The organism is Pseudomonas sp. TMW 2.1634, assembly GCF_001703595.1.
Taxonomy (GTDB): domain Bacteria; phylum Pseudomonadota; class Gammaproteobacteria; order Pseudomonadales; family Pseudomonadaceae; genus Aquipseudomonas; species Aquipseudomonas fragi.
This window is the reverse complement of sequence record NZ_CP016849.1, coordinates 510,618-522,888: the sequence shown is the minus strand read 5'-3', so window position 1 is coordinate 522,888 and position 12,271 is coordinate 510,618. Positions and strand designations below refer to the sequence as shown.

Here is a 12,271-nt window from a genome sequence, read left to right as displayed (position 1 = left end):
CTACACCGGGTACGCTTATTTATTGAGCTTCAGGTACGACTGGTGCAAGTCCGAAGCCCAGGTATCAATCACGTTTTTCACATCATCGGCCTTCATTGCCTGGCTGGCATTGGCCAGCGGCTTGCCGGTGCCCTTGCGCACCACCTGGGCCACCACGTCCTGGCTTTTCCCGTCGATAAATACCGCCTCGGTGGCCAACTGGGTTTCCTGGTCGCGAATCCCCGACGCCGTGCTCACGGCCGCCGCTACCAGTGCTACCGGAATGTATTCATACGGCGCCAGGCTTTCGGTCTCGCTGCTCACTGCGGTGATGGCCGCACGCACCACAATCACGCCCGGCCCCGGGGCACTGGCCAATGGCAATGACTTGCTCAGCTCGCGCTTGAGCGCCTGGTCGTAATACTGGGTGATGCCATTGAGGGTGCTTTGCGGGATTTTTTCGGTTGGCTTGGGCGCCGGGTAAAGCTGGGTGGGTTCGATATACACGCTGGTGTACTGTTTTGGCTTCAGTTTGGGATCGACCCAGCGCATCACCTCAGCACCAGAAGGCGACTTGGCCTCTTTGAGGCGGCTGTAATCCTTTAAAAAACCGGAATATTCATCCGGCTGCTGGACCTTGCTCGCACAACCGACCATCCCGATTGATGCGATGCACAATGTACCGATCATTAAGCCAAGCTTCATTCTGTAGCTCCTGTAGGGGGCGCAGCCGTAAGAACGCGCCCCTATAGGTATAGCCAAGCATTGAACAATCACCTCAGAACCCGGTTTTATCCGACGATGATTGTGATCGAATGCTCAATACATATCGGCATGAGCCTTACAGCTCAGTTATAGCTGGTGATTAGAAAACACTCGAAAACCAGATCAGATTGATCAGGATGTGCCTGAACCTGTGCATATTTGTGCTCCGCATTAATTCTTGTTTTCTGAATCTGTTTTGTTTTTGCCCCGCTTCCTAAAGTTCACCCTGCGCCAGACCACGAGGCCTGGCAGGACTTTGAACCGTGGAAGACTTGAGCATGAGCACAGCACTGAACGGGCAGGCCTATAACTACAAGGTCGTGCGCCAATTCGCCATCATGACCGTGGTGTGGGGTGTAGTCGGCATGGCCATGGGCGTATGGATCGCCTCGCAACTGGCCTGGCCACAGATGAACCTCGACCTGCCCTGGACCACCTTCGGCCGCCTGCGACCCTTGCACACCAGCCTGGTGATTTTTGGCTTTGCCGGCAGCGCGCAATTTGCCGCCAGCTATTACGCCGTACAACGTACCTGCGGGGTACGGCTGTACTCGGACAAACTCGCGGCCTTTACCTTTTGGGGCTGGCAGTCGGTGATCGTGATCATGCTGATCACCCTGCCCCTGGGCTACACCACCACCAAGGAATACGCCGAAATCGAGTTTACCGGCGCCGTCTGGCTGACCGTGGTGTGGGTGGCCTACGCCATCGTATTTTTCACCACCGTGGTGCGCCGCAAGACAAAGCATATCTATGTCGGCAACTGGTTTTTCGGCGCCTTTATCCTGGTGATCGCCATGCTCCATGTGGTCAACCACCTGGCGATCCCCGTGGACTGGTTCAAGTCATACCCGGTGTATGCCGGCGCCACCGATGCGATGGTGCAGTGGTGGTACGGGCATAACGCCGTAGGCTTCTTCCTGACTACGGGCTTTCTGGGGATGATGTACTACTTTGTGCCCAAGCAAGTCGGCAAGCCGATTTACTCTTATCGCCTGTCCATCGTGCATTTCTGGGCACTGATCACCCTGTATATCTGGGCCGGGCCCCACCACTTGCATTACACCGCCTTGCCGGACTGGGCCCAGTCTTTGGGCATGGCCATGTCCATCATCCTGCTGGCCCCCAGCTGGGGCGGCATGATCAACGGCATGATGACCCTTTCGGGCGCCTGGCATAAATTGCGCACCGACCCGATCCTGCGGTTTCTGGTGCTGTCGCTGGCGTTTTACGGCATGTCGACCTTCGAAGGCCCGATGATGGCGATCAAGACCGTCAACGCCCTCTCCCACTACACCGACTGGACCATCGGCCACGTTCACGCCGGGGCCCTGGGCTGGGTGGCGATGATCACCTTCGGCGCGCTGTACCACATGATCCCGAAAATCTTCGGCCGCGAGCAGATGTACAGTACCCCGCTGATCAACCTGCACTTCTGGCTGGCCACCATTGGTACCGTGCTCTATATCGCCTCGATGTGGGTCAACGGCATCACCCAGGGCCTGATGTGGCGCGCAATCAACGATGACGGCACGCTGACCTACTCGTTTGTGGAATCACTGCAGGCCAGCCACCCTGGCTTCGTCGTACGCCTGGTGGGCGGTGTGTTTTTCCTCTGCGGCATGCTGCTGATGGCCTACAACGTCTGGCGCACGGTGCGCGTAGGCAACCTCAAACAGGCCGAACTGACTGCCCGGATCGCCTGAGCCCCCTGCAACGCAGGCCAAGGGCCTGCGTTGCCTTTGCGCAAGGAGCCTTGCCCATGCTCGACCTCGCCCTCAACAGCGCCGCCGTGATCAGCCTGTACTTCGCGGTGGGCTGGTGCCTGAAGCACAAAACCGCAAAGGATATCGACGAAGCCAGCCTGATGCCCTTTGCCGACGACCCGGAAGTGGCGCGCCGGGTAGAACTGGCCACCGGCAAAACCGTCAATGCCGTGCAGACTGCCGAGCCAGAGCCGCCCAAACCGGGATGGGGCACGCTGGAGCTGTAAAATCGGAATATTGGCACTGCGACAGATTAAATCCGCACCATCAGTTGCACTGAGAACGCATTCAGCGGCATTCTGCCACTCTGGGTTCAACGAACTATTGATCGATAACGCACTCAATCTGTACTGCCATTAATACCTTTCCGACAGAGACGCTCATGACTTCCAAGCTGGAACAACTCAAGCAGTTCACCACCGTGGTCGCAGACACCGGCGACCTCGACGCGATTACCCGCCTCAAACCCGTGGATGCAACCACCAACCCGTCGCTGCTGCTCAAGGCTGCCGCGATGCCCGGCTACGCAGAACTGCTGCAAAACGCCATCAGCCACGCCAAAGGCGATGTAGGCCAGGCCTGCGACCACTTCGCGGTCTCCGTGGGTAGCGGTATCTTGAACGTGATTCCGGGCCGCATCTCGACCGAAGTCGACGCGCGCCTGTCGTTTGACGAACCGGCCCTGCTGCAAAAAGCCCACCAGTTGATCGAGCTATACGACAAGGCCGGCGTCGGCCGCGACCGCGTGCTGATCAAGCTGGCATCGACCTGGGAAGGCATTCGCGCGGCCGAGAAACTGGAAAAGGACGGCATTCAAACCAACCTGACCCTGCTGTTCTCGTTTGCCCAGGCGGCTGCCTGTGCCGATGCCGGGGTGTTCCTGATCTCGCCGTTCGTGGGCCGGATCTACGACTGGTACAAGAAGTCCACCGGTATTGACTACACAGGCTCCGATGACCCAGGCGTGCAGTCCGTGACCCGCATCTACAACTACTACAAGGCCAACGGCTACAACACTGTGGTGATGGGCGCGAGCTTCCGCAACCTTAACCAGATCGAACAACTGGCCGGTTGCGACCGCCTGACCATCAGCCCCGACCTGCTGGAAAAACTGGCACTGGACGACGGCAAACTGGAACGCAAACTGGCCCCTGGCCACAAGGGCGAGCCACGCCTGAGCCTGAACGAAGCGCAATTCCGCTGGGCCTCCAACGAAGATGCAATGGCCACCGAGAAACTGGCCGAAGGCATTCGCCAGTTCGCCCGTGACCAGGAAAAACTGGAAGCACTATTGTCAGCTAAATAACTTCATCCTGTGGGAGCGGGCTTGCTCGCGATGCAGGCAGCGCGGTGCTTCAGTTGAACCGCGCCGATGCCATCGCGAGCAAGCCCGCTCCCACAAAGTAAACATGTGCTCACAGATCCCGCACCCAAACAGGTCGACCGTATCAGCGGTTTCAGCGGCCAAGCAACTGCGCGCAATAGCGCTGCACGCCCTCCTCCAGCCCCAGCATCGGCTCGCGATAACCCGCCTCGCGCAACTGCCCAAGATCAGCGCAGGTGTACACCTGATACTTGTGCTTGAGCCCCTCGGGGAACTCGCAATACCGCAACACACCGTCCAGCAAGGCCGTTTCCAGGGTCAGCGGTGGCCGATCCTCGGCACAGCGCACGCTGTTGATGGTCGCCAGCGCCAGGTCATTGAATGACCGCGCCTGGCCCGTGCCCAGGTTGAAAATGCCGCTGGTCTGCGGGTGGTCCAGCCAGTGCAGATTGACCTTGACCACATCCTCTACCGAAACAAAATCGCGCTCATGCCCACCCGCCGGGTAACCCCCGTACTCACCAAACAGCTCGACATGACCACGCTCCCGGTACTGGTTGAAACAGTGCCAGGCCATCGACGCCATACGCCCTTTATGCTGCTCGCGCGGGCCATACACATTGAAGTAGCGCAAGCCGACGATCTGGCTGCGCGCCCTGGGCAGCAACTGACGGACCCGCTGGTCGAAGAGAAATTTTGAATACGCATACACGTTCAACGCCCGCTCGCATTCGCGGGCTTCGCGAAAGTCCCGCCCGGCCCCGTACACCGCCGCCGATGAGGCATACAGCAAGGGCACGGTCTGCTGCACACAGGCTTGCAGCAGATCGCAGCTGTAGCGGTAGTTATTGTCCATCATCAACCGGCCATCGCTTTCGACCGTGCTGGAACAGGCGCCCTGGTGGAGCACGGCTTGCACATCGCCCAATTGATGGGTGGCGAAACGCTCTAGGAATTCGCGCTTGTCGATGTAGTCGGCGATATCGCAGTCCGCCAGGTTACGGCACTTGTCGCCATCGGTCAGATCGTCCACGGCAATGATGTCGCGCTCGCCGCGCCGGTTAAGCGCCTTCACCAGATTGCTGCCGATAAACCCGGCAGCCCCGGTCACGATAATGCTCATCTGTGGCAACCTCCTGGAACATGGATGGAGCTCAGGCTATGCCTGTGCAAGTCAGGCGCATTGATGCAGGTCAAGCGTCCTTGCGGGTGACAAATGCCGACGTGACATACGGCACGCTGACGGTGGCACCGTGATTCAACGCGCTGTGCGAGGCGACAAAAGCCGTCAGTTGCTGTTCCAGCCGATCACGCTCAGCCGGTGCCAGCGCCGAGATAAAACTGGTCGAACGCACCCGGTTGAAGATCACGTCCTCTACCGGTCCGTCGTGGGAATGGCTCAACTGCTGCTCGCGCAAAGGGCCAAAACCCGGATGAGGAAATGCCTGACGCCATGCGCCGGTATAAAAGCGCGGCGCATCGCCTTCCCACTGATTGACCAGCGCATCCAGTTGCGCCACCCACGGCACAGTGGCATCGCGCAGGTTCCAGATCAGCCCCAGTTGCCCGCCAGGCTTGAGTACGCGATACATCTCGGTCAGCGCGGCAGAGGTGGCAAACCAGTGAAAAGCCTGCGCGCACACCACCACATCGACACTGGCATCGGCCAGGGGTATGGCCTGGGCGGTGCCTTGATGGGTTTCGACTTCGGGGTAGCTGCCCGAGAGCTTGTCGAGCATGGCCTGCACCGGCTCGACCACAATCACCCGCGCGCCCGTCTGTAACAGGCGCGCGGTGAACTTGCCGGTACCGGCGCCGACTTCAAGCACGGTTTGCCCGGGGCCCAGGCCAAGGGTTTCGCACAGCCATGCGGTTACACCCGCCGGGTAATCCGGGCGCCCGCGCACATAGGTGTCGGCGCCCTGCTTGTAACCGTCTGCTGCTGCCTGATGGATGGTGGAATCGCTCATTGCCAGCCTCCGTTTTCGTGGTTTTTAACCATAGCCGACGCAGGGCAAACGCGAGATGAAAACCTCGTCAGAAACGGTACTTCATGCCCAGCATCAGGTTGCGCGGGTCACCGTAGTAATAAGTCGAGTAGAGGCCGTAACCGCTGAGGTACTCACGGTCGAAGACGTTGTTCAGATTGACCGACGCACTGAGGTTTTTACTGATGTCATAGCGGGCCATCAGGCCGACCACGGCAAAGCTACCTTCCTTGGCCTCGGTCTTGATCGAAGAATCCAGCTCACTGTAGGTCGAGCCCTGCCAGGTCAGGTTGCCGCCCACGTTGAGGTCCTTGAGGTCGCCGGTCAGTTGATAGCTGGTGGCCAGTTTGAACAATTGCTCCGGGTGGTTGCTGTTGATCCGCTTGCCGTCCTTGTCCCGTGGCTGGGCGTAGGTGTAGCCCGCCAGCAATTGCCAGCCGGTCATGATTTCGCCGGATATTTCGGCCTCCAACCCCTTGGTTTTGGTTCCGCTGATTGCCTTGTAGGCATCCTGGCCATCATCGCGTACACCATCGTATTCGGCGTAGTTGTCCTGCTTGATCATGAACAGGGCGAAACTGGTGTTCAGCGCACCGCCGAAATACTCGGACTTCAGACCGGCCTCATAGCTTTGGCCGGTCATCGGCGGCAGAACCTTGTCGTCACGGTCGAAGTAGCTTTGCGGGGTAAAGATATCCGTATAGCTGGCATAGACCGAGTGGTTTTCGCTCAAGTCGTAGACGATCCCGGCATAAGGAATCATCTTCCCGGTTTTTTTGCTGTTGTCCGAGGTTGGCACAGTTTGCGCCGCGTTATAGGTCATTGTGCCCTTGCGATCGTAGTCCACCACCCTGGTTCCCAGGATGATCGAGAGATCGTCTACCGGTTTAAGGCGCAATGCTGCGTAGGCTGCCGACTCTTTGGTCGTGTACTTTTGCTTCAAGCCCTGGCTCAAATCTGTAGGGCGCGGCGCGTCGTTGTTCCAGTTCTGGTAATTGACGGTCAGGTCATCGGCATTCATCGCCAGGTAGTCCGTGCGCCGGTCACTGACGTTCAGCCCCACCACCAGATCATGGGTACGCCCCAACAGCTCAAACGGTCCGGTCGCATAGGCGTCCAGCGTGTCGGTATTGATCTTGAAGGTTTTGGTCCCGCTCATGAACTGCGCTTCGCCGGTGGCCTTATCCGGAAAAGGCCCCCAGCCCACCAGGTTGCCCTGCAACTGCTCGGTGTTGCCCTTCCAGTGGCTGGCCTCGACCTTGAGCAGCCAGTCGTTGGCAAACCGCTGTTCAACACCGGCGAAGTACTTGGTGCTTTCACTGTCGGCATAGGCCCACTTGGCTGCGGGATTCATCGAGCGCTTGAAGTGGGTGCGGCTGCCGTCGCTGTAATACAGCGGCAACTGGCCAAAACTTGAGCCGTTGGAATTGATCCGCTGGTAGTCGATACCGGCATAAAGAGTGGTGTCATCGGTCAAATCCGCTTCGCCGATGCCGTAGAACACGTCCTTGGTCGAGGAATAACGATCGATAAAGGAGCGGCCATCTTCGTGGGCGGCCACCACACGCCCGCGCAGTGCAGCGTTTTCCGTCAGCGGCCCGGACACGTCCAGCTCACTGCGATAGCGGTCCCATGAGCCGCCGCTGCCCGATACATAGCCCTGAAATTCCTTGGTCGGGCGTTTGCGCACCAGATTCACCGCCCCCGACGGGCTACCCACACCGCTCATCAAACCGGTGGCACCGCGCACCACCTCTACCCGATCGTAAATGGCCATGTCGCGCATGCCCAGGCCGTTGGTATTGGTGGTGAAGTCCGAAGTCGGTACGCCGTCGTACTGGAAGTTGTCGAGGGTGAAACCCCGTGAGTAAAAGTTGTAGCGCTCGCTGTCGTCATGCACCACGGTAATGCCGGGCGTTTGCGACAATACCTGGGCAATACTGCCCAAGCCCTGGTCAGTCATTTGCTGACGGGTAATGACCGTGACCGATTGCGGCGTTTCGCGCAGCGAAAGCGGCAATTTGGTTGCTGTACGGGTTTCACCCGTGGTGTAGGAGTGACTGCCCTCAGTGGTGCTGCCCAACGCCAGACCCGTGACACTGGTAGCTTGCAGTTGCAACTGCCCCTGCGCATTGCCGGAGGTCAGCGAGTACAGGGTCCAGACTCCGCCGGCGCCTTCGGTGGCGGTCAAGCCGCTGCCCCTGAGCAGTTGCTGCAAGCCCTGAGCCACCTCAAAACGGCCCTTGAGAGCTGACGCCTGCTTGTCTTGCACCAGCGCCGGGTCATAAGGCAGGGAGATATTGGCCTGCTGGGCGAAGCGGTTCAGTGCATCCTGCAGATTGCTGGCGGGTACATCGAAACTGCGCTGGACGCTCAAGGGCGCAGCGCTGACCTGCGCCAATGGCTGCGCGACGGAGCCCAGCAAAACGATATGCAAGGCAATGGCCAGGCGGCTGCGGGGAGGCAATGAAGGGTTGGGAAAAACACGGGACATTGGCGCGGGGCTCCTGCAATGGATAAGTCTTATGCCTATCTGTCGAAGGCCAGCCGAAAACCCGCAAAGAAATTTGATAATTATTCGTATTTGTAACTGCGCAAAACCTCGTAGCAGCTGCCGCAGGAACGAGGCTGCGTTCGGCGGCGAAGCCGTCGTAAAACCTCATAGTCGGGTTTAACTGATACACCGCAGAACCTGATTTTGCGACGACTACGTCGCCGAACGCAGCCTCGTTCCTTCGGCAGCTGCTACGGACTAAGCCGCCACAATCCGCGTCCAGAACCGTGTCCGGCGCTCAACACGTACCGCCAGTGACTGGCTCAACCCGTCCAGCGCGTGGTCAATGCGGTCGAGTTGAAACACCCCGGAAACCCGTAATTGAGCGACCGCCGGATCACACTGCAACCAGCCGTGGCGATAGCGCGCCAGCTCTTGCACGAGATCCTGCAGGCGCATCTGCCTGGCCACCAGCACACCGCCGACCCAGCCATTGGCATTAAACACAGACGCCGGCTGCAACTGCGCCGAGCCCGGCGCGATCAGGTACTCGCTGCCCGCCTGCACCAGCACTGGCCGGGCATCGGGCAAGTGAATCGCCACTACGCCCTCCTCAACCATCAATCGAGTACGCCCCGACTCCTGACGTACATCGAATGCGGTGCCAATGGCCTGCAATCGCGCCTCGCGAGTGTGTACCCAAAACGGCCGGCGCCCGCTGGCAGCGGCAGGGTCCAAACCCGTGCGGACAAAAATCTCGCCATCGCGCAATACGATCAGGCGCTGTTGCTCTGTGAACAGCACATCAGCAGCACTGTCGGTATTGAGCTGCAATCGCGTGCCATCGAGCAGGTTGAAGGAGCGTCGCTCCCCCACGCCTGTCGCATAGTCTGCGCCAAAGCTACGCCAGGGCTGCTGTTGCAGCAGGCCTCCCGCTCCCGCGCCCAGCATGCCCACCCCCAGTACCTTGAGGGCCTGGCGCCGTGAACGCAGGCGGCCACTGCCGGCCAGGGTGTCCAGGGCCACGCGCCCGGGCAGCGCCGAAGCCTGGCGCAAAGTGCTCTCGGTCATTTGCAGGGCTTGCCAGGCGGCTTCATGACTGGCATCGGCGGCGCGCCATTGCTCACACGCCGCAAACACCTGCGGCTCGGCTGCACCGGATTGGGTTTTGACCAGCCAGTCAATCGCCTGGTCCAGCACATGGGGGGCAAATTCAGGCGGTGACGAACCCGCGCTCACAGGGCCTGACGCGCCAGAAAACAATGGCGGATGGCTGTGGCCATGTACTTTTCCACCGAGCTGACGCTAACGCCCAGGCGCCCGGCAATGGCCTGATAGCCAAGGCCTTCAAGGCGCGAGAGCAAAAAGGCAGTGCGCACATTGGGCTTCAGGCCATCGAGCAACGCATCAATTCGGGTCAGGGTTTCAAGCAGGATCAAGCGTTCTTCCGGGGCAGGCATCTGCTGCTCGGGCAGGTGCGCCAACGCTTGCAGGTAGGCCTGTTCGACCTTGTGCCGACGAAAGCGGTCAATCAACAGGCCCTTGGCAATGCTGCTCAGCCAGGCCCGCGGCTCGCGCAAGTGCGTCACCTGCTCAGGCTTGCCCAGCACATAAAGAAAGGTGTCCTGGGCCAGGTCGGCGGCATTGTCGGTATCGCGCAGGCGCCGGCGCAGCCAGTTGACCAGCCAGCCATGATGATCGCTGTAAAGGCCATGCACGTCTGCGTGCAGCAGCGGCGGGTTCGGCGGGGATGGCGACACGGGAACCCTCGGGACGTGCGGTCAGCACACTGCGAATAGGAATGGGTCGCAATCATATTCGCAGTACTGGCCAGACTCAAGCCCTGGACGGCTTGCGCGGGTCAATCATTGCAGTGTCGCCGCCAGGACGGCGGCGACAGGGGCATGCATCAAGGGATCAGCGAATACACCAGCGAGGAGATCGCGATCAGGCCGATCACCGTCACGAACACGTTGGAGATCTGCCCCGAGTACTGGCGCATGGCCGGTACCCGACGGATCGCATACATCGGCATCAGGAACAGGATGGCGGCAATCACCGGCCCGCCCAGGGTTTCGATCATGACCAGGATGCTCGGGTTAAGCGTGGCCACGGCCCAGCACACCACCAGCATGAAGGCGGCCGTCATGCGGTCGAGGCTTTTCGTACCCGGGCGTTTGCCGGTTTTCAGTACCAGGCCTTTAAGGCCTTCGCTGGCGCCGATGTAATGGCCCAGGAAGGACTTGGCAATGGCCACGAATGCAATCAATGGCGCGGCAAAGGCGATGGTCGGATTGCTGAAGTGGTTGGCCAGGTAGGACAGGATCGACAGGTTCTGCGCCTTGGCCTCGGCCAGTTGCTCTGGCGACAGGGTCAGCACGCAACTGAACACGAAAAACAGCACCATCACCACCATCAGCAGGTGGGCGCGGGACAGGATCTGCGAGCTGCGCTCATCGGCGTTGGCACCGTAGCGGCGCTTTTGATCAACGGCGAAGGCCGAGATGATCGGCGAGTGGTTAAAGGAAAACACCATCACCGGAATCGCCAGCCACAGGGTATGCAGCAACACTGAAGGTGCAGGCAGCGTGGTCGCAGTACTGAGGATGCCGCCGTTCCAGTGCGGGATCAAAAACACCGCCAAAAACAGCAATGCCACGATAAACGGGTAGACCAGCATGCTCATGGCCTTGACGATCACCTGCTCACCGCAACGCACCACAATCAGCAGGCCCAGGATCAGTACCAGCGACAGGATCGCCCGTGGTGGCGGGGTGATATGCATCTGGTTGAGCATAAAGCTGCCGACCGTGTTGGTCAGCGCTACGCTGTAGATCAGCAGGATCGGGAAGATGGCCAGGAAGTACAGCAGGGTAATCACTGCACCGGCGCGCAAGCCGAAATGTTCTTCCACCACGTCAGTGATATCTGAACCTTCGCGGCCGGAGAGTACGAAGCGGGTCAGGCCACGGTGGGCGTAAAAGGTCATCGGGAACGCCAGCAGCGCCAGGATCAGTAGCGGCCAGAAGCCGCCGAGCCCTGCGTTGATCGGCAAAAACAAGGTACCTGCGCCAATCGCTGTGCCGAAAAGGCCCAGCATCCAGGTGGTGTCATGACGGTTCCAGCGAGTGAGGGTCGCTGGTGTCTCGTCGAAGCGTTCGTCGACGCTGTTAGCCTGGTCATTCATCCGGTCGAATCTCCGCTAGCCGGTCGTTACCACGCAGCCGGGGCGGACAAGAAACACCTTGCTGACATCGCCCCGGCCATAAGAGGGGCGCGATTGTCCGGGATTAGACATAAGAAGCAAAGGTTTAGCTGAGCAATGGTTGAAATTGATGTCACGCTGCAAAGCAATACTTCGACACCTATTGATACACTATTGCAATCCATTGATCGCTCAAAAGGCCCGAGACCCATGCATTTTGCCCGACGTTTCCCCGTTTTTATCGGCCTGTGCCTGCTGGCTGCCGTGCCCGTGGCCAGCGCCGACGGTCTGATGATCACCTGGCCCGGTGGCTGGGAAGTGCAGGCCGTACCGCCCGCGCCTGACGACAGCAGCGTGCGCCAGCGAGCGGTGAAGAACGACGCCAGCGGCGACCCGCAAATGGTCATGGAACTGACCCAGTCGACCCTGGCCCCCGAGCATAAGGTCAATATGGACGCGGTGTTGCTGCAAATGCGCAAGACCCTGCAGCAAAACTTCGCCAAGGGTGGCTACCAGAGCGCCTGCAACAAGATCCATGACAGCACCCTGGGCGGCCTCAAGGCCCTGCAGACCACCTGCAAGATCACCCAGAACGGTAACCACGTCATCACCCAGACGTTAGTGGCCGCCACCCAGGGCAACAACGCCTACGCCCTCTCCTACGCCGGCCCCGCAGAGGGCTACAAGGCCAACGAAGCCGAGGTCAATGGCATTCGCGCCAGCTTGCGCCTGGGGCAGTAACTGCAGGAG

11 protein-coding genes are annotated in these 12,271 nt (G+C 59.8%); 4 read left to right on the top strand and 7 right to left on the bottom strand.

Annotation, left to right across the window (positions count from 1 at the left end; all coding sequences use genetic code 11):
• Positions 1-15 precede the first annotated feature (15 nt).
• Positions 16-684 carry a DUF3313 domain-containing protein gene (locus BFC21_RS02500; RefSeq protein ID WP_016780454.1) on the bottom strand — a complete coding sequence of 223 codons (669 nt, stop codon included), beginning with the start codon at positions 682-684 and terminating at the stop codon, positions 16-18.
• 338 nt (positions 685-1,022) lie between these two features.
• On the opposite strand from BFC21_RS02500, the gene ccoN reads away from it, so the two are divergent.
• The 3 genes from ccoN to tal all read left to right on the top strand — a co-directional run bounded on the left by ccoN (position 1,023) and on the right by tal (position 3,816).
• Positions 1,023-2,450 (top strand): cytochrome-c oxidase, cbb3-type subunit I, encoded by a 1,428-nt coding sequence (gene ccoN / locus BFC21_RS02495; RefSeq protein WP_088377079.1) that lies wholly within the window; start codon positions 1,023-1,025, stop codon positions 2,448-2,450.
• Between the two features lie 56 nt (positions 2,451-2,506).
• Complete coding sequence (locus tag BFC21_RS02490) at positions 2,507-2,737, top strand: hypothetical protein (protein WP_088377078.1); 231 nt, start codon at positions 2,507-2,509, stop codon at positions 2,735-2,737.
• Positions 2,738-2,892: 155 nt separating this feature from the next.
• Positions 2,893-3,816 carry a transaldolase gene (gene tal, locus BFC21_RS02485; protein ID WP_088377077.1) on the top strand — a complete coding sequence of 308 codons (924 nt, stop codon included), beginning with the start codon at positions 2,893-2,895 and terminating at the stop codon, positions 3,814-3,816.
• Positions 3,817-3,967: 151 nt separating this feature from the next.
• On the opposite strand, the gene rfaD is transcribed toward tal, so the two are convergent.
• The 6 genes from rfaD to BFC21_RS02450 form a co-directional block, all read right to left on the bottom strand.
• Positions 3,968-4,957 (bottom strand): ADP-glyceromanno-heptose 6-epimerase, encoded by a 990-nt coding sequence (rfaD, locus tag BFC21_RS02480; protein WP_120265638.1) that lies wholly within the window; start codon positions 4,955-4,957, stop codon positions 3,968-3,970.
• A 70-nt stretch (positions 4,958-5,027) separates the two neighbouring features.
• Positions 5,028-5,804 (bottom strand): class I SAM-dependent methyltransferase, encoded by a 777-nt coding sequence (locus tag BFC21_RS02475; RefSeq protein ID WP_088377075.1) that lies wholly within the window; start codon positions 5,802-5,804, stop codon positions 5,028-5,030.
• A gap of 67 nt (positions 5,805-5,871) precedes the next feature.
• Positions 5,872-8,316 carry a TonB-dependent receptor gene (locus BFC21_RS02470; protein ID WP_088377074.1) on the bottom strand — a complete coding sequence of 815 codons (2,445 nt, stop codon included), beginning with the start codon at positions 8,314-8,316 and terminating at the stop codon, positions 5,872-5,874.
• 258 nt (positions 8,317-8,574) lie between these two features.
• The gene (locus tag BFC21_RS02460) at positions 8,575-9,555 is read right to left on the bottom strand and encodes a FecR domain-containing protein (protein ID WP_120265637.1); all 981 of its coding nucleotides are present in this window, start codon (positions 9,553-9,555) and stop codon (positions 8,575-8,577) included.
• Positions 9,552-10,076, bottom strand: a complete 525-nt coding sequence (locus tag BFC21_RS02455; RefSeq protein WP_088377072.1) for a sigma-70 family RNA polymerase sigma factor — start codon at positions 10,074-10,076, stop codon at positions 9,552-9,554. The genes BFC21_RS02460 and BFC21_RS02455 overlap by 4 nt, the downstream gene beginning before the upstream one ends.
• A 149-nt stretch (positions 10,077-10,225) precedes the next feature.
• On the bottom strand, positions 10,226-11,503 hold the full coding sequence (locus BFC21_RS02450; RefSeq protein ID WP_016780446.1) for a serine/threonine transporter: 1,278 nt from the start codon (positions 11,501-11,503) through the stop codon (positions 10,226-10,228).
• A 228-nt stretch (positions 11,504-11,731) separates the two neighbouring features.
• On the opposite strand from BFC21_RS02450, the gene BFC21_RS02445 reads away from it, so the two are divergent.
• Positions 11,732-12,262, top strand: coding sequence for a DUF4946 domain-containing protein (locus tag BFC21_RS02445; RefSeq protein ID WP_120265636.1), 531 nt, complete (start codon positions 11,732-11,734; stop codon positions 12,260-12,262).
• Positions 12,263-12,271: the final 9 nt, after the last annotated feature.

What these genes read in the sequence shown, in the direction of transcription:
- BFC21_RS02500 (WP_016780454.1), bottom strand. Translation starts at nt 684, where the DNA reads ATGAAGCTTGGCTTAATGATCGGTACATTGTGCATCGCATCAATCGGG.
- ccoN (WP_088377079.1), top strand. Translation starts at nt 1,023, where the DNA reads ATGAGCACAGCACTGAACGGGCAGGCCTATAACTACAAGGTCGTGCGC.
- BFC21_RS02490 (WP_088377078.1), top strand. Translation starts at nt 2,507, where the DNA reads ATGCTCGACCTCGCCCTCAACAGCGCCGCCGTGATCAGCCTGTACTTC.
- tal (WP_088377077.1), top strand. Translation starts at nt 2,893, where the DNA reads ATGACTTCCAAGCTGGAACAACTCAAGCAGTTCACCACCGTGGTCGCA.
- rfaD (WP_120265638.1), bottom strand. Translation starts at nt 4,957, where the DNA reads ATGAGCATTATCGTGACCGGGGCTGCCGGGTTTATCGGCAGCAATCTG.
- BFC21_RS02475 (WP_088377075.1), bottom strand. Translation starts at nt 5,804, where the DNA reads ATGAGCGATTCCACCATCCATCAGGCAGCAGCAGACGGTTACAAGCAG.
- BFC21_RS02470 (WP_088377074.1), bottom strand. Translation starts at nt 8,316, where the DNA reads ATGTCCCGTGTTTTTCCCAACCCTTCATTGCCTCCCCGCAGCCGCCTG.
- BFC21_RS02450 (WP_016780446.1), bottom strand. Translation starts at nt 11,503, where the DNA reads ATGAATGACCAGGCTAACAGCGTCGACGAACGCTTCGACGAGACACCA.
- BFC21_RS02445 (WP_120265636.1), top strand. Translation starts at nt 11,732, where the DNA reads ATGCATTTTGCCCGACGTTTCCCCGTTTTTATCGGCCTGTGCCTGCTG.